This is a genomic window from Psychrobacter sp. 4Dc (genome assembly GCF_002836715.1).
Lineage (GTDB): Bacteria > Pseudomonadota > Gammaproteobacteria > Pseudomonadales > Moraxellaceae > Psychrobacter.
This window is the reverse complement of sequence record NZ_PJAT01000112.1, coordinates 14,426-36,166: the sequence shown is the minus strand read 5'-3', so window position 1 is coordinate 36,166 and position 21,741 is coordinate 14,426. Positions and strand designations below refer to the sequence as shown.

Annotated in this window: 14 protein-coding genes; 7 read left to right on the top strand and 7 right to left on the bottom strand. The window is 43.8% G+C overall.

All coding sequences use genetic code 11. The features are described from left to right. Window positions 1-5: 5 nt before the first annotated feature. Window positions 6-953 (bottom strand): NAD(P)-dependent oxidoreductase, encoded by a 948-nt coding sequence (locus CXF61_RS10530; protein ID WP_165598181.1) that lies wholly within the window; start codon window positions 951-953, stop codon window positions 6-8. 435 nt (window positions 954-1,388) lie between these two features. On the opposite strand from CXF61_RS10530, the gene rapA reads away from it, so the two are divergent. Together rapA and CXF61_RS10520 are read left to right on the top strand one after the other, a co-directional pair. Then, window positions 1,389-4,277, top strand: a complete 2,889-nt coding sequence (gene rapA / locus CXF61_RS10525) for an RNA polymerase-associated protein RapA (protein WP_193834213.1) — start codon at window positions 1,389-1,391, stop codon at window positions 4,275-4,277. A gap of 360 nt (window positions 4,278-4,637) precedes the next feature. Next, on the top strand, window positions 4,638-5,540 hold the full coding sequence (locus tag CXF61_RS10520) for an acyl-CoA thioesterase (RefSeq protein WP_165598180.1): 903 nt from the start codon (window positions 4,638-4,640) through the stop codon (window positions 5,538-5,540). 87 nt (window positions 5,541-5,627) lie between these two features. Here CXF61_RS10520 and mutY read toward each other — a convergent pair whose 3' ends face one another. The 5 genes from mutY to CXF61_RS10495 all read right to left on the bottom strand — a co-directional run bounded on the left by mutY (window position 5,628) and on the right by CXF61_RS10495 (window position 13,782). Next, entirely contained in the window at window positions 5,628-6,893 is a 1,266-nt protein-coding gene (gene mutY, locus CXF61_RS10515; RefSeq protein ID WP_165598179.1) for an A/G-specific adenine glycosylase, read from the bottom strand. A 105-nt stretch (window positions 6,894-6,998) separates the two neighbouring features. Next, window positions 6,999-8,420 carry a KAP family P-loop NTPase fold protein gene (locus CXF61_RS10510; RefSeq protein WP_165598178.1) on the bottom strand — a complete coding sequence of 474 codons (1,422 nt, stop codon included), beginning with the start codon at window positions 8,418-8,420 and terminating at the stop codon, window positions 6,999-7,001. A gap of 130 nt (window positions 8,421-8,550) precedes the next feature. Further along, entirely contained in the window at window positions 8,551-9,507 is a 957-nt protein-coding gene (gene ylqF, locus CXF61_RS10505; RefSeq protein ID WP_057761911.1) for a ribosome biogenesis GTPase YlqF, read from the bottom strand. 125 nt (window positions 9,508-9,632) lie between these two features. Continuing rightward, window positions 9,633-12,872, bottom strand: a complete 3,240-nt coding sequence (locus CXF61_RS10500) for a DUF2339 domain-containing protein (RefSeq protein WP_165598177.1) — start codon at window positions 12,870-12,872, stop codon at window positions 9,633-9,635. 172 nt (window positions 12,873-13,044) lie between these two features. Then, window positions 13,045-13,782 carry a dienelactone hydrolase family protein gene (locus tag CXF61_RS10495; protein ID WP_102078159.1) on the bottom strand — a complete coding sequence of 246 codons (738 nt, stop codon included), beginning with the start codon at window positions 13,780-13,782 and terminating at the stop codon, window positions 13,045-13,047. 235 nt (window positions 13,783-14,017) lie between these two features. Between CXF61_RS10495 and CXF61_RS10490 the strand changes: the two genes are divergently transcribed. Further along, entirely contained in the window at window positions 14,018-14,557 is a 540-nt protein-coding gene (locus tag CXF61_RS10490; protein ID WP_224738023.1) for a YcgN family cysteine cluster protein, read from the top strand. Window positions 14,558-14,564: 7 nt separating this feature from the next. On the opposite strand, the gene CXF61_RS10485 is transcribed toward CXF61_RS10490, so the two are convergent. Next, entirely contained in the window at window positions 14,565-15,914 is a 1,350-nt protein-coding gene (locus CXF61_RS10485) for an Lnb N-terminal periplasmic domain-containing protein (RefSeq protein WP_165598176.1), read from the bottom strand. A 288-nt stretch (window positions 15,915-16,202) separates the two neighbouring features. Between CXF61_RS10485 and CXF61_RS10480 the strand changes: the two genes are divergently transcribed. The 4 genes from CXF61_RS10480 (at window position 16,203) to CXF61_RS10465 (ending at window position 21,494) form a co-directional block, all read left to right on the top strand. Next, window positions 16,203-17,102 (top strand): CBS domain-containing protein, encoded by a 900-nt coding sequence (locus tag CXF61_RS10480; protein WP_057761902.1) that lies wholly within the window; start codon window positions 16,203-16,205, stop codon window positions 17,100-17,102. Between the two features lie 276 nt (window positions 17,103-17,378). Continuing rightward, the gene (lnt, locus tag CXF61_RS10475) at window positions 17,379-18,953 is read left to right on the top strand and encodes an apolipoprotein N-acyltransferase (RefSeq protein ID WP_165598175.1); all 1,575 of its coding nucleotides are present in this window, start codon (window positions 17,379-17,381) and stop codon (window positions 18,951-18,953) included. A 192-nt stretch (window positions 18,954-19,145) separates the two neighbouring features. Continuing rightward, complete coding sequence (locus tag CXF61_RS10470; RefSeq protein WP_165598174.1) at window positions 19,146-19,607, top strand: hypothetical protein; 462 nt, start codon at window positions 19,146-19,148, stop codon at window positions 19,605-19,607. 318 nt (window positions 19,608-19,925) lie between these two features. Next, entirely contained in the window at window positions 19,926-21,494 is a 1,569-nt protein-coding gene (locus CXF61_RS10465) for a peptide MFS transporter (protein WP_165598173.1), read from the top strand. The last annotated feature ends 247 nt before the right edge of the window (window positions 21,495-21,741 follow it).

The following is a 21,741-nucleotide window of genomic DNA, read 5'->3' as shown; positions in this document are numbered from 1 at the left end:
GGTAATTACTGATGATGGTTGTCGATAAAGTCAGCGACTTGCTTGCTTAACATCTGCCATAAGGTCTCTTGGGCGCTTTTGCTGCCCCATGCATTGTGCGGACTAAAGATAACACGCGGATGGTCGCTGATACTGAGCAAAGGATCATTAGCAGCGATCGGTTCTTGTTCAAACACATCACTAGCATAGCCGATGATTTGCTCACTATTGATTGCATCAGTTAATGCTTGGCTATCAACGATGCCGCCACGGGCGACGTTGACAATGAGCGGTTTTTTAACCATTTTTGCCAGAGTATCTTTATTAATAAGATGCTCAGTTTGTTCATTCAATGGACAGTGCAGACTGATCACATCCGCACGCGCTAGCACTTCATCAAACGCGGTATAGTCGTCGCTGCGCGGTTCGCGTCCTTGGTGCTCTGCCCATAGTACGGTCATACCAAAGGCACGAGCGATTTCGGTTACGCGTTTGCCGATAGTGCCAATACCAATGATACCTAGCGTCTTATCTTCCAAATCTATCAGCGGAATATCCAGCAGACAAAAATTACCGTTTGCAAGCCACGTGCCATCAGTGACTTTCTGATGGTAGTGGATGCCTGCGCGCATTGCATTTAACATAAGCATAAATGTGTGTTCAGGCACGCTTTTGACCGCATAACCAGCGACATTGAACAGCGCAACACCGTGCTTATCGCAAGCGGCTTGATCGACGTTATTCATGCCAGTAGCAGTCAGTTGAATAAGCTTAAGTTTCGGTAGTTGCTCTATCATCTCAGCACCGATTTGCACTTTATTAGTGATGATAATATCGGCGTCTTTGCAACGATCAATGATGACAGCCGTGTCTTTTGGCGTGTCGTTATAAGTGATGTAATCGCTCACACCTATTGGCGCTGGCAGGTCAATACCTTCAGAAAAAGTACCTTTATCTAAAAAAACGGCTTGCATGGCTAGTCCTTACTTATTGTTGTCTTATAGATAATCAGCGAATAAATGTCTATCGCATGAATCCTTATCGGCTTAATGTAGCACGTTGGTATTTTTAGTCAAAAACGAATCGGCCAAATATCGATTGAATAGACATAAGCTGCTGATAAGATAGGACAATCTGTATTATTTAACAATCACGTATTTGTCTGACATAGTAACGATCAAATAACTTATAAAATCATAGCTATCACAAGCTACCTCTTGAAAATTCAACTTAACGCACTCATCTACCCGCTAACGTTATATAATGGTGTGACTGAGCTACTGGCCCTACTAAGATTACGACATTTATTTTGCGTCTATTGACGATTTATGTTCTTTGTAATCTTACCGCTATCACAATCTACCATTGCTATCTAAATTTCATTATCTGAGTACAAAAGACATCGCCTTATGACTATCTCTATTGCTTCATTGCACAGTACTGAATTCGCCGTTGGTCAACGTTATTTATCTGATACGGAGTCTGAGCTTGGCTTAGGTGTGGTCATCGATGTTGACGACCGATGTGTGCATATTTTATTTCCGCAAAGTGAAGAGACACGCGTCTACGCCAAAAACTCTGCGCCATTATCGCGCGTGGTGTTTAAAGTAGGCGATAGCATCTACGACCAAGATGGCAAAAGCTATACGGTCAATGCCGTTGATGAAGTGATGGGCGTACTTAAATATGGCGTCGATGAGCACGAGCGCGGCATCATGGAAACCCGCCTTGCTGCCAATATCACGTTGGCCAAGCCACTTGAGCGTTTGCTTGCTGGGCGTATTGAACGTGGTGACTGGTATGAGCTGCGTCAAGATATCTTGCGCATGCAATCAGCGCTGGCAGGTCATCCACTAAAAGGCCTAATGGGTGCACGTGTCGATATCATCGAGCATCAGCTATATATCGCGCATGAAGTCGGTAAGCGTATTGCGCCGCGTGTACTACTGGCTGATGAAGTTGGCCTTGGTAAGACCATCGAAGCGGGCATGATTATTCATCAGCAGTTGCTAACGGGCAAAGCTGAGCGTGTGTTGATTTTAGTGCCGGATAGTTTGCAGTACCAATGGATGATTGAGCTGCGTCGCCGCTTTAACCTAAACTTTGCCTTGTTTGATCTAGTGCGTACTGCGGCTATTAAAGAACACGACCCTGAACAAAACGTCTTTGCCACTGAGCAATGTATCATTGGTGGCATGGATCTATTGCTTGATCACCCAGACTTATATGACCAAGCGATGGATGCAGGGTTTGATTTATTGGTTGTTGACGAAGCGCATCATCTGCATTGGGATGAAGCACAGGGCGGCAATGATAAGTATGACCTGATTGCGGATTTCGCAGAAGAAACGCCAGGTGTGATGCTCTTGACAGCAACGCCAGAGCAACTCGGTGCGCAAAGTCACTTTGCCCGTCTGCGTTTGCTTGATCCAGATCGTTTTGATGATTTGGATGAATTTATCGATGGGCAAGAAGCTTTTGCAGAGACAGCAGCAGTTGCTGGCGTCTTGATAGAAGAAAAGCCACTGAATGAAGGCCAAATCGCTGCCTTGAGTAGCTTGCTAGACATTAGTATCGAAGAGCTTTCCTCAATTAATGAAGATGAAAAACTGCGTACACATGCGCTAAACGAGCTATTAGATCGTCATGGTACAGGTCGTATCTTGTTCCGTAATACGCGTGAGAGTGTGAAAGGTTTCTATGGCCGTAGTAGCCAACCATATCCACTGCCATTACCTGAAGCATGGAAAGACAGCTATCAAACCAATGGTAAGTTGCGTGAGCAGCTATGGGGCGAAGAAAACCAACCAGATGGTGGCTGGCTAGAAGATGATCCACGTGTTTCTTGGTTGATTGATATTTTGCGCGGTGAACTTAAGCATCAAAAAGTCCTATTAATCGCTCGTAGTGGTGCGACGGTAGAGAGTTTAGAGGCGGTATTGCGTCTGCATGCAGGCATTAAGACAGCTATCTTTACTGAGCAGATGACTTTGCTTGAGCGTGACCAAGCGGCCGCATTCTTTGCAGATAGTGAAGGTGCTCAGATACTACTGTGTTCAGAAATTGGTTCAGAAGGTCGTAACTTCCAGTTTGCAAGCCAGTTAATACTATGGGATCTGCCTGCTAATCCAGATACGTTAGAGCAGCGTATTGGCCGTCTAGATCGTATCGGTCAGACGCAGCAAATCATGCTACATGTGCCTTATGTACAAGGTACAGCGCAAGAGCGTCTGTATCAGTGGTACAACGATGCGCTGAACATGTTCAATCAGATATCGCCAACCGCACAAAGCGTACAAGAGCAATATATTCAAGAGCTTAAGCCAATGCTTGAGGGTGCTGATACTTCTGAGAACAATGTCATCTTGCAAGACATTATTGACGAGGCGCTACAGACACGTTTGGGACTAGAAGCACAGCTACAAGCTGGTCGTGATCGTCTGTTAGAGTACAACTCATGTCGTCCGCGTGTCGCAGGTCGTATCGCCGATGCTATGCGTGACTTCGATGGTAATAATTTGCTGCCGCACTTTATTGAGTGTTTCTTTGCCTCTGCCAATATCGATCACAACATTCAACGTGATGGCTCGTGGGTGATCGCACCTATCGATAGCACCGAGATCAGTGACTATATTGATGGTTTGCCACTTGGTGATGAAGACGGTATGACGTTGACCTTCGAGCGTGAGCAAGCGCTTCAGCGTGAAGATATCGAATTCATCACTCATGAGCATCCATTGATGCGGGCAATTTATGAGCTAGCGAGCACCAGCACTTTCGGTAATACGACAGTTGCCATGCTAAAAAGTGCCGCTGTTCCGCAAGGTATGGTACTGCTAGAGGTGAACTTCCGTGTTGAAGCAATCGCGCCAAAAGTGCTCAATCTGCCAGCGACTTTGTCCACGCAAAATATCCGTGTCTTTATCAGTGAGCAGGGTAGTGATTTATCGGCTCGTATCAGTGCTGAGATGATTATGCCGCATGTCGAGCGATTGGATAAAAACCGTGCCCGCCAAGTCATTAAAGTACGCGGCGATGTGATTGAGCAGCGTTATTACGAAGCTGAAGATATTGCTCGTCAGCAGATCGCTGAAATTGGTGAGCAAGCAAGTAGCCGCTTTAGCCAGCAGTGGTCACGTGAAATCAAGCGTCTAAAACATCTACAGACGATCAATCCAAACGTACGTCCTGAAGAGATTGAGCGTCTAGAGCAGCTTAAAGCTCAAGGTGAGCAAGCGCTTGGTAACTTGTCATTAGTACCGGACTCTATTCGCGTACTCGTAGCAGTTAAGCCATAAACATCGGCGTATTTGTCAAAAACGAGGTGTTATTATACATCTCGTTTTTTTATGGTTGAGATTGCTTGCTTTGCTCTTTAGTTGCGATTTGTCTGGCAAAAACTGACAAGCAATACTTATGAGTAAGCTGACAGTAACTAGTCAAAGCCACCAATATTGGGTAAGATGTTTACCTTTTCTATAGAAAATAAATATTCGGTGATAACGTCGCTAACGATGTTTGTATGTTTATTTTAAGGTCTCCTTCGACAGATCTTAACAAGTGATCTCGCATTATTTTACATTCAAATATGATGGCTATATGGCATCAATATCATCAGATGCTGAGCGTTTTTGATAAAAATAAGGAAACATATCGTCATGTCCGATAATCTACAACTGATTGATGAGCTGCTGGCTACTATCGCGCTTATTGAAGTTACCCCTGATGTGTTTGAGGGTAAAAGCCATGACTATGTGGGCAGTCGTATATTTGGTGGGCAAGTGCTCGCTCAAGCGATTATGGCAGCGGCGCATACATTAGATAAAGACAAACCTTGTCACTCACTGCATGGATATTTTTTGCGTGGTGGCGATATCAACCAACCAGTGATATACCAAGTCCGTCGATTGCGTGATGGTCGTAGCTTGTCTGCACGTGAAGTCACGGCTATCCAGTACAAAGAAGTACGTGGTAAGCCGCCTATTGAGCAGGTGATATTTTCAATGATTGCCTCGTTTTCACCGATGGAAGATGGGCTTGAGTATCAAGAAGACATGCCTGTCTATCCACCGCCAGAAGACTTGCTGACAGAGCAAGATTTAAAAGAAGAGAATGTCGGAAAAGTGCCAGAAGCGCTAAAAGCAAGATTTATGCGCCGCCGTCATGTCGAGATTAAGCCAGTGAAGCCGCGTAATCCGATTAGCCCAGAACCAATGAAACCTAAGCAAGCAAACTGGCTACGCATTCGTGAGTTAGGCAATCAGCCAGTGGCTATTCAGCAGGCACTATTGGCATTCTCGTCAGACTTTTATTTGGTTGGTACAGGGCTGATGTCACATGGTGTTAGCTTTATGACCAGTGGTCTACAGGCCGCTAGTATCGATCACTCAATGCATTTCCATCGTGATTTTGATTTGAATAAATGGATGCTGTACGACATGTGGAGCGATACCACGTCTAATGCGAAAGGCTTGAATCATGGTCAGTTTTGGCAAGATGGCAAACTGGTCGCTACCGTGCAACAAGAAGGACTCATGCGTTTACGTGTGCCAAAATCTTAAAGTGCTGTAGGCTCAGCTGCTTTTAGATTGTCATCATAAAAAAGCGACTCATTATTAATAGTGAGTCGCTTTTTTTATTCCAATTTCTTATTCTAAGATTTTAACCATCGCGCGAGGCAGTCCTAGGCTGTCTTGCGCTTTTTGTTCGGTTAGCCACTTAAAGTCAATTTCAGCCGCTGCTAACTTCTGATTTAACTCAGTTACCTGCGTCGCGTCAATCGTCAATTTACGCGGGGTCAAATACCAGTGAAAATGCGTCAGCGAATGCTTAATAGGGGCGTCATCAAGCAAAGTATTGCTGACTGATTTTGCGACCAGTTCATTTTTTATCAGCCACTCATTAATGATCTGCTCAGCAGTGGTAAATTCTGCTTCGTATACTTTTTCATTACTACGGACATCGTTTGATGGCTTATCATCACTAGCTAGCGTCTTCTTAATGGTAGCCTTATTGTTCGCTTTACCATCAACTTTTTCCACGAACTGTAATGGTAAGCTCCATAATCCGCCCCAGATACCGTTGTCAGGGCGCTGTAGCCATAGTATGTCACCATCTGCACTTTCGATCAGCAGGGCATCACTGAACTTACTAGGTTTGGGCTGCTTTTTTGCTTTGACGGGATAATCAGTCTCGCGCCCTTGCGCATGGGCTAGGCAGTCTTCTTTTAATGGACACAATAGACACGCAGGCTTGCTACGGGTACATAATGTCGCACCCATATCCATCATGGCTTGCGCAAACAATCCTGAGTTCTCTGTCGGTGTCAGTCGCTCTGCCAATGCCCATAAATCTTTGGTGGTAGCAGATTTAGTGATGTCGCCATCGATAGCTGCCCAACGTGTCAGTACTCGTTTGACATTGCCATCGCAGATAACGCCATAGTGGTGCAATCCCATCGCCATAATCGCCCCAGCCGTTGATGGGCCAACGCCAGAAATCGCTTCCCAACCTGCGAGTGTCTGCGGGAACTCGCCAGTCTCCTTTATTACTTCAACCAGCTGCTTTGCCCCTTTATGCAAATTACGGGCGCGCGCATAGTAGCCAAGCCCTGCCCAATGCTCGGCGACCATATCCCATTCTGCTGCGGCCAGATCTTGTACGGTTGGAAAGGTGTCCATAAACCGTGCAAAATAGGGCAGTACGGTGTTGACTTGCGTTTGCTGGAGCATGACTTCTGATAACCAAACGATATAAGGATTGGGCGTATCGGTCTGGTGCTGTTGCCACGGTAAATCATGGCGACCGTTTTCGGCAAACCAATCGAGAAGGCGCGGGGCGAAGGAGTTTAGGGAAGAGGTGGTGTGGTTAAAAATTGTGTCAAAAGATTCAGAATTAGCAATTGGCTGGGTCATAGGCTCTTTTATTTGGTTTTTTGAAGGTAAACAATTATACCTGATATCCGTATTTGCTACGACCCAACTTTGACGTACTGCTATTAAATAATATAATAAAAATAACTACTTAACGATATCGAAAAGTAGGAGGTTGTTGGTAGTATGATCAACATAATCGTAGATATAACTATTTTCTGATATATAACCAGAAAAACGGTCTTTTTCTGACTCTAAATCAAATTTATGTAGAATTCGTTCTAATATAAATTCGCCCTGACTACCTGTTTGATGATCTCTAGGAACGTAAATATTGTTATTACTATTTAGCTTATTAAATATCATCAAAATCAAACTTCTTACATAGTTTTGTTCTACGATAATACGATCTTTAGGTAAGGTTAAACGAGCACAGCCCATGAATTCCAAAAAGTCCTTACTGATAACATTTTTGTCCGAAACTTGCTGAAGGATTTTTTCATTGATCATATAAACAAACGATAGGAAAACCATCAGAATTTGCTCAACAATCTGTGACTTACTTTGTTCTTTGTCTTCAAAAATTATTAGCGTTTCTATACAACGAACAGTCTGTTCAATTTTACGAAGTGATAATTCACTGAGATCCAAGAAGGTTGGGATTTCATATATGAATTCATTATCTTTAAATTCTTGAGGGATAACTTTACTAGCTTGTACCGTAGCTTTAAAGTAAGTAACGTTATTTTCAATAGACCTACCTTCGATATCTTTTATAGAAGTTGGCAAATTGATTTGATATTTAAAAAATTTATATAGATAATCGCGAGAGTTGGTTTCGCTACCATAGTTATGTTTGATAGTGGCTTTAAGTTGCTCCGCATTGGTAATCAAGATGATCTGCACGTTTTCAACGTCAAAGACATGTTTGATAGTTTCTAACATCATCACTGCAAAATCTGGACGACATCGGTCAAGCTCGTCAATGAGTAAAATGATAGGGTTTGTGGAAGCAATATCTGATAGAGCATCGCGCAATGTCGATAAATTCTTTTCCGCTTCTACTTGATCTTTAATCATAGACTCAAGTGACTGGTCGATAAGAGATTTTGACCCATCCTTTATTTCTTCCATTCCATCTGCTAGTGCATCAGGAATATCTGCCGCGTATCTACCGAATGCAAATCCTAATCCTGCTTTGAGACCTATACCAGAAATAAGCCTTAGGTAAGGGACTGCATTTTTTATAAAATTCTTTCGCTTGTCGTCTTTTTCATCGTAGAAACTAGCCACCTCAGCTATAAGTGTTAAGAGCGGCTCATTGGCATGATCAGCTTGAAAAGCATTTACATAGCCAACTTTATAGTTATTGGGACTATCTGCTTCAATCAGATTTTTAAGTTTAAAACAAAACTCTGTCTTTCCTGTGCCCCATTTACCATCAATGATAAGTGGTGAGACATCAATATCTGAGTCCAAGAGTTTAATGATTTTTTCAGCGATAGGCTTACGTGTGAACTCATCTCTACTCGAAAAAGTTAACTCTCTCATTATGCTGTAATCTGTCATTAAGCACTCTCTATATTTATAATTTTGATATATGATACTTATGTTATACAGATAATACAGACATAAAAAAAGCCCATTAGGGCTTTTATATAAGTAGTAGCTTTTTGAGCAATGATCTTTTAAATAAACGCTACTTCCGATTCTTTCGCGTTTTTAGACGACGTAAGCGCTTTTCTTCCTCTTTCGCTTTTTTCTTCTCTTCAGCAGCGAGTCGTTGTTCAGCGACGACGATTTCTTCAGCTTCAGTCATTGCTGGTGTTTCTAGCGTGATGCGACCAATCTTCGCGCTACGCAATTCGTTAATGAGAATCTCAGACATACGGTACGTATCGACTTGGTTGCCCGCGCGTACACAGCCGCGATTACGCCCAGCCACTTCAAAAAACTCCCAGTCAGTCTTCGGTAGCTCTTCAATTTTATAGCGAGTTTTTAGCAGCTCAGGATAAGCTTGCATTAGGTACTCAGCGGTATAGCTTGCCACATCAGCGAAGTCAAAAGCAGTATCACGGATACCGCCCGTCGCTGCTAAACGATAGCCAGAGTTTTCGTTTTCAACCTTTGGCCATAGCATACCGGGCGTGTCATAGAGCATGATGTCATCGTCGAGCTTAATCAACTGCTGCGATTTGGTCACGGCTGGCTCATCGCCTGTTTTTGCCACAGCACGTCCTGCTAGCGTATTGATCAGCGTTGATTTGCCAACGTTTGGAATACCCATAATCATCGCTTTGATTTGACGACCAGTCCCGACTTTATTAGGTACGAGATGCTTACAGATGGCGATGATGCGTTTTACATCATTGGCTTTTTCAGTATCGCAAGCAATGGCTTTGACCCCATCTTGCTGCTCGAGATAATCCATCCATGCTTGAGTCAACTCAGGATCGGCAAGGTCAGCTTTGTTTAGGATTTTGATAACAGGTTTTTCGCCGCGCAGTGCTGCGACCATTGGGTTCTCACTACTATAAGGAATACGCGCATCGATGACCTCGATGACCAAATCCATCTGCGGCATGACTTCTTTGATTTCGTTACGGGCTTTGTTCATATGCCCAGGGAACCACTGAATACTTGCTCTCTTATCCATCTGCTTTCATAACCTTTTATAAAAAATGCTAAAAGTAAAACAATCAACGTTTACTTTCTAATGGTGTCCAGTTTACTACAGAACCACCTTGCTCACGGCACAATTTCACCCAACCAGCTTTGTCATTACGCCTGATTTTGGTTTTCTGTTTCCTCATGCGTGGGTGGTAATGGGGCAAGGTAGCCAATTAATAGTATTAAACTGCCTGCGCCAAGGAAGGATATCACTCGCCAAATTGCCTCAGTCTGTGACAAATCGACTAAGACCAGTTTGAGGACGACGATACCTAACAATCCAATACCCATAAACCAAAGCGCGCGTTGCCAGTAGCGACTCGCCATGATGGTGGCGACCAATGCCAAGAGCGTCCATAGAATCGTCAGTCCAGTTTGTACTTGCTCGCTCTGCCATGCACCGCCTTGATAGTCATTCCAAAGTGGCGTACCAATAAAGGCATGTAGCGTTCTGACCAACATGCTGGAGATTAACCAAAAACTGATCAGACCCAATATAATTAGCAAATTTTCAGCGGTGAATACGCGCTTAGATTTGACAGCTGTACTCGACTCGATAACGGTTTCATTGTGTCGGCGTTGGCTGATGTAATACAGACTAAAACCAACCGATAATGTCAGCCACGATGTGATGTCATATAGATTAAATAATGGAACATAAGACAGTCCCCAAATCACACCGTCATAAGACCAATTGGTAAGAACAACCCACAGTAAAGCAATGGGAGCAAAGATGGCAACACATCCTAATAGTGCCTGTCGCCAATCAAACCAGTACAGCAGACCTTGTTCTGAAACTTTACTAGTTGATGTATTTTCTTCATTTTGTCTGAGATAACGATGATTGAACCATGACCCAAATAATATGAGTACTGCTGGAAATAAGAAAGCCATCACGCCATCAGAGTCTGGTAGGCCATAATGCGCCGTGGCAGCAATAAGTAAGATACCCGTACCTAGCCAACTTGCATCAGTATAGCGTGAGACACTGTTATTATCAGACCATGTATCAAACCATGTTTTTAGCCATAGCTGCCCCATAATTAACCAGCCGACTATCAACCCTATTAAGACCAACCACTCCGCTGTTGCCCATGTTAGATTTCGCTCAAACTTTTGGGGCAGTTGCAGTATTAGCATGAAGTAGAACAAGGCTAATAATCCATGACTAAGCTGTCTAATTTCCGCCCACGGACGATAGCGATTGATAACCCAATAAGCGATCAAGCTCACAAGTGCTGCTAGTGCAATTACGGTCGTGCTTGATTGCCAGATATCAAACCAATGATGCAAATCAAGCATTAGTACTTGTAGCACCCAAGCCATCGCAGTCAATGTCAAAAATTTGATGAATCTAGGGCTATGCCAAACGAATTTGAATACGCGGCTCTGACTATTGATTGAGGTCAGCCATTGCTGCGCAGCTTGCATACTGACACCCAGCGCACGCGCATAGCTGGTCAGTACATCTGATGTGCCGTCCAATGTTTGTGATTGCATGACTGAGGATTGAGATTGTATGACCGAGGATTTTGTAGTGCCTTTATTGTTAAGGTTATTACTACTATCTAAGCTATTAATCAGCACAGCAGGGGAGTTGCTAGCGCGTAATATAAAGACGGTCGCTAGATAACTGAGCGCTGAAATACTAAAGGCTAAAACGGGATAGTCTGTGATAGAGAATATCGCTGTCGTTACTAGTATAACAATGCTGACGAGCTGTAATAGCAAGCCGAATAATACAGACCACGATCGCAACGAGCGTCGTCCAAACCATACTAGCGCCAACCCTTGTACAGACCAACCAAAAGCAATCCATTCAGCATCTAGCGCCAACGGAATAACGAGCGCAAAAAACCCTAATCCTAATGCCAGCATGCCTTCGGTGATTAAAGCATAGCGTCTACTGCGCTGGATGAACAACCAGCCCATCTCAAGGTAAACCGTAGCCAAAATGGCACTGGTAATCGTGAGGGCGTTAGAGATGTCGTTTAGTAAGGCAGAAAATAAACCAAAAGACAGAAGCGGTACTGAAAACAGTAAGCCTATATCAATAGGGAATACATAGGAGCTGTTTACATAGGCTCTGTCCAAGTGTTTTGTATTATCTATATTATCAGCATGGCTGAGGTCTTTTTCATTTAGCGCATTATAAGTGATGATTTGCTGGGCATAACGAATGACGACAAATAAGTAAAGCAGCCAGTGTAAGGTTACTAACGCTACCAATGCCCAACGCTGCGTTTCAATGACGGCGCTCAGGTTTTCGCTGATACCCCAATAGTATGCCAAGCCAAATGTCACAGTCACACCGAATAGATTTAATATTTTCCACGGTCGATAATGAGCAATCACGGCAATCGTGACGTTTAGCAGTAGATAATAGCTAAATAACGTGACTAAGCTGCCAGTATCTTCACTGGTCAAAATCGGTGCAAAAAATCCACCCGATAATGCCAGTAATGCTAATGGGAAGGCGTTTTGACGTACGGCAAGGGCAATGGTAATGGCAGACAATAACCCAAGCCCGATAAAGCTTGGGATGCTAGGAATGATTTCATAAACACTGTAAGCAAAAAAGGTACTTAGATACGCAATTGCTAAACCTGCACCTTGTAGCGTAATCCCATATGAGAAGCGTTTTGCCGTTAGCTTTAACCCAAGCGCTGCCAATGCTAACCCTGTAACGCCAACTGCTATCAGCTTTGTGGTAATTGAAATCTCGATATATTCGCTCAATAAGCGAAGCAGGAGCACCACACCTACCAGCAGCACCAGTACGCCGACTCGCACGACCAAGTTGCCACCGAAAAACCAGTTTTTTATTGAGTGAATGAGCGAGGTCACAATAGGTAATGAGCGTTCATCTGGCTCAATCGGTGCGGACGACGCCGTATTTTTCGTATTTATCGAGGCGTTATCGTCTATAGATTTACTATTAGATATATTTGATGCTGCATGTGTGGTCGAGTTTGAAGCAACGGTAGGAAGCGGTGGTGGTGATACAGGCAGCCGATTATCTAGAGAAGAGTGTTGTGAGTCAAAAGCTATTTCTTTAGCATCATGGTCTTTAGTGTTACTGTCTTTAGGAATATTGTCTTTAGGAACATTGTCTTTAAGATCATGATCGTCAGTAGCAGTGTTGCGTGCATAATTGCTTTTATCGATCAAAGGTGCAGATGGAGGCGACATAATACGATGTCTTTGCTGCTCAAGCTCAGCTTGCAGCGTCGTTACATCACGGCGTAGATGCTCGATTTTTCGAGCTATCCTAGTATATAATGCGACCACTACGATCAATAAAATCGTAAAAGCCAGCCAGCCCAACTGGGTCACCATTAGATACAACATCTTCGTCACTCAATCCAGTTTATAGTAAAGTGATAATGACGTGATTTGATAAGAAGCACAAGACTACTCTAATTACTGGGCTAAAAGACAAATGCTAGAATGACACTCAAAATAAAAGGGTAGCTTAATAATTAAGCTACCCTTTTTAATAGTCTTTATACCAAATCATTTCTTATGCTAAATTGGCTTTCATAAACTCAAGCATGTTTTCCCAGCTTTGTTTAGCAGCGGCTTCATTATAGCCAAGATCTACTTCATTTTTAGCTGCACGCTCATCGGCATGCGGGTTGGTAAAGCCATGTTTGGCATTGTCATAGACGTCGATAGTGTAGTCAACATCGGCTGCATCTAGCTCTGATTTTAGACCTTCGATAGCATCCATTGATACCATTGAGTCATCACGGCCATGAGCGACCAACACTTTTGCTGCAAAGTTTTTGTCTGCTGGCTGTTTTGGGGTTGGGTTACCATGGAACGTAGCAACCGCTTTTAGCGGCATGCCTTCGCGAGCCATATCTAGTACAACTTTACCACCGAAGCAGTAACCGATTGCGCCTAGGTTATCACCATCGACTGATAACTGATCGCTGAAGTCATTAAGGATTAAGCGGCAGCGTGCCATTAGCATGTCTTGATCGGCCAGTACTTGCTCCATCCACATGTTTGCCTGCGCTGCATCAGTAGTTAGTTTGCCTTCACCGTAAACGTCCATAGCGACTGCTGCATAGCCCGCTTCTGCCAAACGCTCAACCACTGATTTTGGATGATCGACCACGCCCCACCATTCTGGTGCAACCAAGATACCTGCTGCTGGATTTTCATCTGAAGCGTTTTCTGGTAGTGCTACATAACTGATAAGTTCTACACCATTCTCGGTAGTACTGATTAATTCAAACGTCTTAATTGACATATTATTGTCCTTTTTTATGTTGTGAGTTTTAATTATTCGTCATTGTGATGGTTCGTTTTTCTAACTCGTACTACCTTAACGCCCATGTCTAGCAAAAACAGCTATAATACTGTAACGCTCTTTATCAAAATGCTACTGCGACTTTATGACTATAAATTTGTTAAACAAAAATAATGACCAATCAGACTTAAACTTAGGTCTCGATGTAGCGCCCACGCCTGCGCAATCGGTGAGTTTGTGCCCTGATAGTGCCGATGTCGATTCTAATGCTGATGCTGACTCTAAGTATGAGTCCGAGCCACTACGTCCGCAGTTTTGGTCGCGATTTGCGTTAACAGAACTAAACCATAGCGAGTGGGAAGCACTGTGCGATGGTTGCGGCAGTTGCTGCTTGATTAAGTACATCGATGAAGATGAAAGCGGCAATGTGGATGAGGAGCTGGTCGAATATACCGATGTCACCTGCCAGTTGATGGACTGCGCGACGGGGTATTGCAGTCACTATGCAACGCGTCAGGAGCACGTACCAGACTGTATTCAGCTGACTATGGACAACTTACCCAAGATGATGTGGCTACCATCGCACTGCGCTTATAAGCGTTTGTATAAAGGGCAGGGCTTACCAAGTTGGCATTTATTATTGACTGGGGATGCTGTGGTAACACAACAACAAATGCGAGCGGCCAACGTGGGCGTCGCCGGTCGCTGTGTCACGGAAATCGGTATGTCTGATGAAGAGATGGAAACGCGGGTGGTTAACTGGGTTAACCCTTAGTCTACAGTTAGTTAGATGCCTGAGCAGTAGATTTGGCTTTTGCTTCCGCACTGGCTTGCGAGTTAGCCAATGCTGGTATCGGAATATCTTGACGAATCTGCTGTGAGAATTTATGGCTGTTTTTATCTCTATCGATATCAGACTGTGAGTTAACTTGATTATCAAAGCCTTTTGCTTTCGGGTTAATATGGGTACGCTCATACCACGTATTCATTGACCAAGGTTGGTTGTTCTTTTCGGGAGCAGCATCCAACATACCTACATCATATAGATAGTTCGGTAACCAACCAGACACCCAAATCCGATAATCCCATGGCAAACGATCGCCACTAACGATACGCGCCATATAAAAGATAATATTGGTACAGTTGCTAATCAATGTATTGTACCAAGCAGGTTTAGCGTTCAAATCATCAGCCGCAGTCAGATAAGACTCAAATAGTGATTTGACTTCATGCTGTTGCAAATTGCTAATAGGAAACAGATAAACCTGCTCGCCACGCGCGTTGCTACGGGTATAGATAATGTCGCGCTCTTCTGCGACAATCAGGCTCAGCTCATAACGTCGAAAAAAGCCAGCAAGTGCTGAAAAAGACTCGCCATCTTCTTTACGTATCTCGAATGAGAAGGCAAGTGGTCTATCACCTTCAAATCGAAAGCTAACCAAGGTATGAGCAATCAGTGGTCCCATCCAATAAGAATTGGTCACATCAACGCCAGAGAGTTTAGACAGATCAATCGTACGAGTATCCCAGTGCTCGGTAGCATCCTCTTCAGTTTGCCAATCAAAGTTTCGAACATTGGTTAAGGTAATCAAGTCAGGATTGGTCGCATCGCGCTCATAGGAGACTCGCTGGTCGACCTCAGCCATCCATTCTCGATCTTGTTTCGGTTCGATAGAAAAAAACCAACCTAGACCCACGAGCCAAACAGCGCCATATATACCGATAAGCAGCTTGGTTGCTGTGCCTTTGCTAATTGATTTTTTATTAGATAGTGAGTCACTGTGCAATACTCTTGTGACGACATTCCAATAACGTGTACTTAGCAGCGCAGCTAATATGCCTACAATTGCTATTGTCGCAAGCCAAGTCAATACTGAGCTGACACCACACTGATACCAAATCGCGAGTAACAACCATAGCGCTGATAACAACAACGTAACGGCGATTAAAAAAGTCACAAGATGCTGGTGCCATGTAGACTTTGGCTGATTGCTATCTAATGAGCTGTTTTTTAATGTTTCGCGTTTTAAGTCAAGGTTCTCTAAACCACGCTTCTCTAAGCCACGACTGTCTGACAGTCGACTGCGTGAACGCGACGAGAGTAAGTGAGAAAAAACGGAACGTAGCGACATAGGGTTTGCTTTGATAAATAAAGGCTTTGACCATAGCAAAGTTTACAACACGCTGACAATACAATTTGAGTGAATTTATCGTTGAATGTCGGTGAGCCTTGCGATAAAGTGAAGCTAATTTGTACTAGCAAATTTGTTATTCATGCAGTAATTAATAACAAACTAGCTGTTTTATTTGCTACTTTTATCCCCATCTAGGCTCTACTTGTTTTTTTATTGAGTATTGTTCGTTTTTTTATTGAATACTATTCTGATTTTTATTAACTAAAGAGGTTAAATCACACCACCATGTCTGACGACACTCCCAGCCCGAGTAGTTGGTCGATGCGCGGCTTAAAACGCTGGCTATCGACCGCCCCCGAAACCCGTGATGAATTGATTCGTCTGGTACAAGACTCGCGCCAGTTTTTAGAGCCTGATACTGTCGATATGCTAGAAGGCGTGTTAGATTTGCCTGCGACACAAGTCCGCGAAATCATGACGCCGCGTCCGCAAGTAATTGGTCTGCACGAGAGTACCAGTCTTGCTGAAGTGATGGACATCATTCTTGAGACCACCCATTCGCGCTATCCTGTTTTTGACAGTCAAGATGATGATGCCGTCATCGGTATCTTATTGGCAAAAGACTTGATTCCAATTTTGGTACATATGGTCCGCAATCAAGAAGATAAAATTGACAGTAAGCGTCTTAGAGACTTGGTGCGTCAGCCGCTATATATCAGTGAAACGGCTCGTTCTGATACCTTGCTACGCTCTTTGCAGCGTACTCAAGTACACATGGCGATTGTCGTGGATGAGTTTGGTAACTTCGGTGGTGTGGTCACCATGGAAGACTTGTTGGAAGAAATCGTGGGCGACATCGTTGATGAGCATGATGACTTTGATGAAGACAGCGATATCAATAACATTGTCCCTGATCCAGAAAAACCAAATACATGGCGTGTGCAAGCGTCTACAGTAATTGAAGACTGTAATGATGAGCTTGGTAGCCGTTTTGACGATACCGATGTCGATACGATGGGCGGTCTGGTCATGCAAGCGCTTGGCTTCGTTGGTGATCTAGAAGGCGAGAGCGTCGTGATAGATGATTGGAAAATTACTATTACCGATGTAGAAGGGCGATTTATCCAAAATCTAGAGCTGACCAAAACCAATGCCGAGCAACAGATATTAATAGGCAGCCACTAGCTTGATTATATTGTCACGATAATTGGTCAATAAATAAAACTTGTTAGCAAATTCCACAAAAAACACGATGAAAAATCGTGTTTTTTGCTTTCTGCCTTTTGGTCTTTAGAATGAGGTTTTAGCTACGCAAATTTACCCACTTGTAGGTTTTGACTGGTATCATGGGTGGGTTTTATTTGTGGCCCTGCATAAAGCATTGTGCAGTCAGGTTTTGCGTGAGTGTTATCTCATCGCTTAGCTGAGAAATTTTAGAAAATATGGTTTTGGATAACTGCTATGCGTCTGTCTACTGTTGATTTGCAAAAACGTCTGAACCCCGATAAGCCAAAAGGTTTACATATGGGGTTGACGGTACTAATAGCTTGGCTGGCAGGGGCCGCTTTCATACTCGCGCTCGCGCCTTATGGCATTTGGCCAGTTGCCTTGGTATCACCTGCCATCTTATATGCGTTATTGGTACCAGCGATGACAGGTCGCCGCGCCTTTCTAATCGGTCAGGCCTACGGTACAGGGCTATGGTGTGTTGGCGCGTTTTGGCTATATACCTCGATACACGTTTATGGTGATACACCCGCATGGCTTGCACTGATTATGATTGCGCTCATGGGTCTAGGCATGGGCTTGTTCCATGGCTTTTTGGCGCTCATCTTTAATCGTGTAGTCGGCAAGCAGCCGTTATCTTTTGCTGCCCTGTGGATACTCCAAGAGTGGATGAAAACGTGGTTGTTTACTGGCTTTCCTTGGCTATTCGTTGGTTACGCGTTTACTGAGCAGTACTGGTTGTCGTCGCTCGCGCCTGTGGCTGGTGTCTTTGCGGTTTCTTTTGTGGCGGTACTACTGGCTGCCAGTATCGTTGAGCTGTTGCGTCGCCGCGGTGGCTATATGATTCCATCGATAGCCTTGCTAATCATTAGTAGCGCGCTATGGTTGATCAATCCGCAATGGACCAAACCAAAAGGCACTCCTGATCTATCGGTATCTTTGATTCAAGGTAATATCCCGCAAGACCTAAAATGGCTCACTGAGTATCAGATTGAGACGCTAAAAATCTATGCAACGTTGACCCGAGATGAATGGGGACGTGACATCGTGCTGTGGCCTGAATCGTCGATTCCCATGTTTCAGACAGAAGCTGTTGGTTTTATCAGCGAAATGGTCGCGATGGCCAAAGAGACTGACACGACATGGGTAACAGGTATTCCTTATAAGGATGAAGCAGCGTTTGATGCCAGTACAGATAAATATCCGCCATTTTATAATAGCGTGGTTGCGCTAGGGGCACAGGCAGAGGGGCTGTATAAAAAGCAACGTCTGGTGCCATTTGGGGAATATATTCCATTCCAAGGCGTGCTCGATATTCTACCTAATCTAGCAGGCAGCCAAGACATTATGAGCTATAGTCGTGGTAGTGATCAGCAGTCACCGCTGCGTGTGCGAGGGCATAATTTAGGTGCAGCCATCTGTTACGAAGTGGCGTATCCAGATACCACGCGCAAAAATGCCATTGGCACGGACTTCTTATTGACCATCTCAAACGACGCTTGGTTTGGTACGTCAGCAGGCCCACTACAGCATCTACAAATGGTACAGATGCGCGCACTAGAAAACGGCCGCTGGTTTATGCGTGCGACCAACACAGGTGTGACAGCTATTATCGACCATAAAGGTCGTATCGTAGAGCGTGCACCGCAGTTTGAACGTACTGTATTGCGCGGTGATATTCAGGCGCGAGTTGGTAATACGCCATTTATGCGCTTTGGTCAATATCCTATTTTGTTTATCATGGCACTGTTGCTGATACTCAGCTATTTAGGTAAACGTCCGAAAACTCCAGTACGTTTGGTTAAGTAGTATTATTAAGTAAGATGTGTTGATAGTGAATAAGAGATAACTGATTAAGTAGTTAGCTGTCACAAGTGTCAAAAATGAATATTTAAATTGTGGATAATAAACCCTTTAAATACTTAAGGGTTTTCACAAATCAGTATAAATTGCGATATAATAGGTCAATATTTCAAATATTTTGTGCAAGGTGGATAAGGTATGTCAGAAGGTATCGTTAATAACAATCCAAAAAAAGAGCTGTTATTCGCTTTAGGTGGCATTGCCATGTTCTTAGGTATTGTCTTACTTATTGGTGTTTCTGCATTTTTGCGTCCAGCAGGCGAGCATATCACTGCTGAGACAACTGAAGCATCAGCCGCGGCAGATGAAGCAGAAGCCACTGCTACTGAAGAAGCGGCTCCAGCTGATGCAGAAGCTGCAGCAACAGAAGAAGCGTCAGATGCTACAGCGCCTGATACTGCAGCAGATGCAACCGTAACACCAGCGGCAGATGCAGATGCAGATAGTGCAGTTGTCACTGCAGAAGCTGGTACCGCAACTGCTTCTGGTACTGTAAGCCAAGCCGCTGTTGCTGATGCTGATTTGACAGCTGAGCAAGCGGATGGTGACTTAGATGCTGGGAATGCTGGCGACGCTACTGATGAGACCGCAGCACAGTAAGCTGTAGTATGACTATGTAACTGATCTAAAATAGTGTAAATGATCCAAAATGGTGCTACTCGATTGTCAAATGAGCTGCATTATAAAGTCTGTATCAACAGTGCTATAAGCATAATATTACTGTCTTAGATACCCATAAAAAGAGTCCGTTCTCAACCATTGAGAGCGGGCTTTTTTTATAGGTATTTGTGTAATTTTTGACCAGTTCTTTCTTTACTTGATTATAGCCAAGTGAAACAATGTTCCGCCTATATGACCGTCCATCTGGATAATCAGGGGTTTGGTCATTACAAATATGATCTTTAAAGGAATAAAGTTATGGGCACAGAAACAAATTCGGGGGCTAGTGAAGCAGAGCTAGAAGCACTAGACAATGGCTTTATGGGACATCCTGCGCCCTTACGCTCATTGTTTTTTACCGAAATGTGGGAGCGATTCTCCTATTATAGTATCCGTCCACTATTAGTTCTATTTATGGTGGCAACAGTGAGCAGTGGCGGTTTTGGCTTCGATGAAGTCACCGCTTCTGCTATTTACGGTATTTTTGCGGGTTCGTTATACTTAGCAGCAGTACCAGGTGGTTGGCTGGCAGATAACTGGCTAGGTCAAGAGCGGGCGTTGTGGTGGGGCAGTATTATTATCGCCCTTGGTCACTTGTGTATCGCGCTCTCAGCGATGTTTGGCATGACGCTGTTCTTCGTTGGTTTAATCTGTATTGTCTTAGGTTCAGGGTTATTTAAGACCTGTATCTCAGTGATGGTTGGCGCCTTGTATCCTAAAGGCGACTCTCGCCGTGATGGCGGTTTTACCTTGTTTTATATGGGTATTAACATCGGTGCGTTACTAGCAGCACTTATCGTTGGCGTATTCAAAGAAAAAGGCATGTGGCATGTCGGCTTTGGCGTTGGTGGTCTGGGTATGCTGGTTTCATTATTGATTTATCGTTTTTTCGCGCAAAAGAACTTAACACGTTATGCACGTGCCAAAGGTATCTCAGCCGAGTGGGAAAAATCTAACGACCATTATAAAAATATCGGTCGCTGGGTTGGTGGTTTTGTCGCCTTGCTAGTAGCCGCAGTGCTATTAGTGTCTACTGGCATGATATCGTTCAATCCTGAGATGGTTGCAGAGTATATGACCTATATCATTGCTGCGGTGGTCATTTTGTATTTCGCTATTATGTTTATCTCACCGCGATTGGATAAGACGGACAAACTACGCTTGTTAATTTGCTTTGTCTTAATCATTGGCTCGACGCTGTTTTGGTCAAGCTTTGAGCAGCAGCCAACATCTTTTAACTTGTTTGCTGATCGTTATACCGATCTGAATGTTTTAGGATTTGAGATACCAAGTATTTGGTTCCAGTCATTGAACCCACTATTTATTTTAATATTGGCACCTATCGTTAGTATTATTTGGGTCAAGCTTGGTAACCGAGGTCTTGAGCCTAGCAGTATGGCTAAGTTTGCACTCGGTATGCTACTGGCAGCCGCAGGTTTCGCCTTGATGATTTTTGCTTCAAAAAGCATTTTAGCGCCTGGTGCTGGTTTGGCATCACCACTGTGGTTGGTTGGTAGTTTATTATTATTGACGCTAGGTGAGTTAGCATTAAGCCCAGTTGGTTTGTCTGCCATGACTAAATTGGCGCCAGAAGGTATGCAAGGTCAAATGATGGGCCTGTTCTTTGCTTCTATCGCTATGGGTAACTTGGTTGCCGCCTTCTTCGGTGGGCATGTATCTGCTGACAAAATCGAAGGGTTACCAGGTCTATTCACAACCATGACCATCTTCTTGGTAGTTACCGCTGTACTATTATTGATACTAGCAAAACCTATCAATAAAATGCTTAAAGAAAGCGAGCGTGAGAAACAACTGGCCAAGCAATAAGAAAGTCTGATGTACATTTGTGAATAACAACAGCACAAGTGACATATGATGAGACGTGTTACCATTACTGGTAGCACGTTTTATTGTTTTAGTTGATGAGATATTTGGCACAAGCTATTGAAAGCTTATTATCTGCCCAAACATCTATGATAGCTCACCGTAAACAGCAGTACAGCGTTTTATAAGCCTATATTAATTCAATTTTACATTCTAAATAAGTAGAAGTAATTATCAAAGCAAACATAGT

Coding starts and splice junctions, on each gene's coding strand:
- CXF61_RS10530 (WP_165598181.1), bottom strand. CDS start 953: ATGCAAGCCGTTTTTTTAGATAAAGGTACTTTTTCTGAAGGTATTGAC.
- rapA (WP_193834213.1), top strand. CDS start 1,389: ATGACTATCTCTATTGCTTCATTGCACAGTACTGAATTCGCCGTTGGT.
- CXF61_RS10520 (WP_165598180.1), top strand. CDS start 4,638: ATGTCCGATAATCTACAACTGATTGATGAGCTGCTGGCTACTATCGCG.
- mutY (WP_165598179.1), bottom strand. CDS start 6,893: ATGACCCAGCCAATTGCTAATTCTGAATCTTTTGACACAATTTTTAAC.
- CXF61_RS10510 (WP_165598178.1), bottom strand. CDS start 8,420: ATGACAGATTACAGCATAATGAGAGAGTTAACTTTTTCGAGTAGAGAT.
- ylqF (WP_057761911.1), bottom strand. CDS start 9,507: ATGGATAAGAGAGCAAGTATTCAGTGGTTCCCTGGGCATATGAACAAA.
- CXF61_RS10500 (WP_165598177.1), bottom strand. CDS start 12,872: ATGTTGTATCTAATGGTGACCCAGTTGGGCTGGCTGGCTTTTACGATT.
- CXF61_RS10495 (WP_102078159.1), bottom strand. CDS start 13,782: ATGTCAATTAAGACGTTTGAATTAATCAGTACTACCGAGAATGGTGTA.
- CXF61_RS10485 (WP_165598176.1), bottom strand. CDS start 15,914: ATGTCGCTACGTTCCGTTTTTTCTCACTTACTCTCGTCGCGTTCACGC.
- CXF61_RS10480 (WP_057761902.1), top strand. CDS start 16,203: ATGTCTGACGACACTCCCAGCCCGAGTAGTTGGTCGATGCGCGGCTTA.
- lnt (WP_165598175.1), top strand. CDS start 17,379: ATGCGTCTGTCTACTGTTGATTTGCAAAAACGTCTGAACCCCGATAAG.
- CXF61_RS10470 (WP_165598174.1), top strand. CDS start 19,146: ATGTCAGAAGGTATCGTTAATAACAATCCAAAAAAAGAGCTGTTATTC.
- CXF61_RS10465 (WP_165598173.1), top strand. CDS start 19,926: ATGGGCACAGAAACAAATTCGGGGGCTAGTGAAGCAGAGCTAGAAGCA.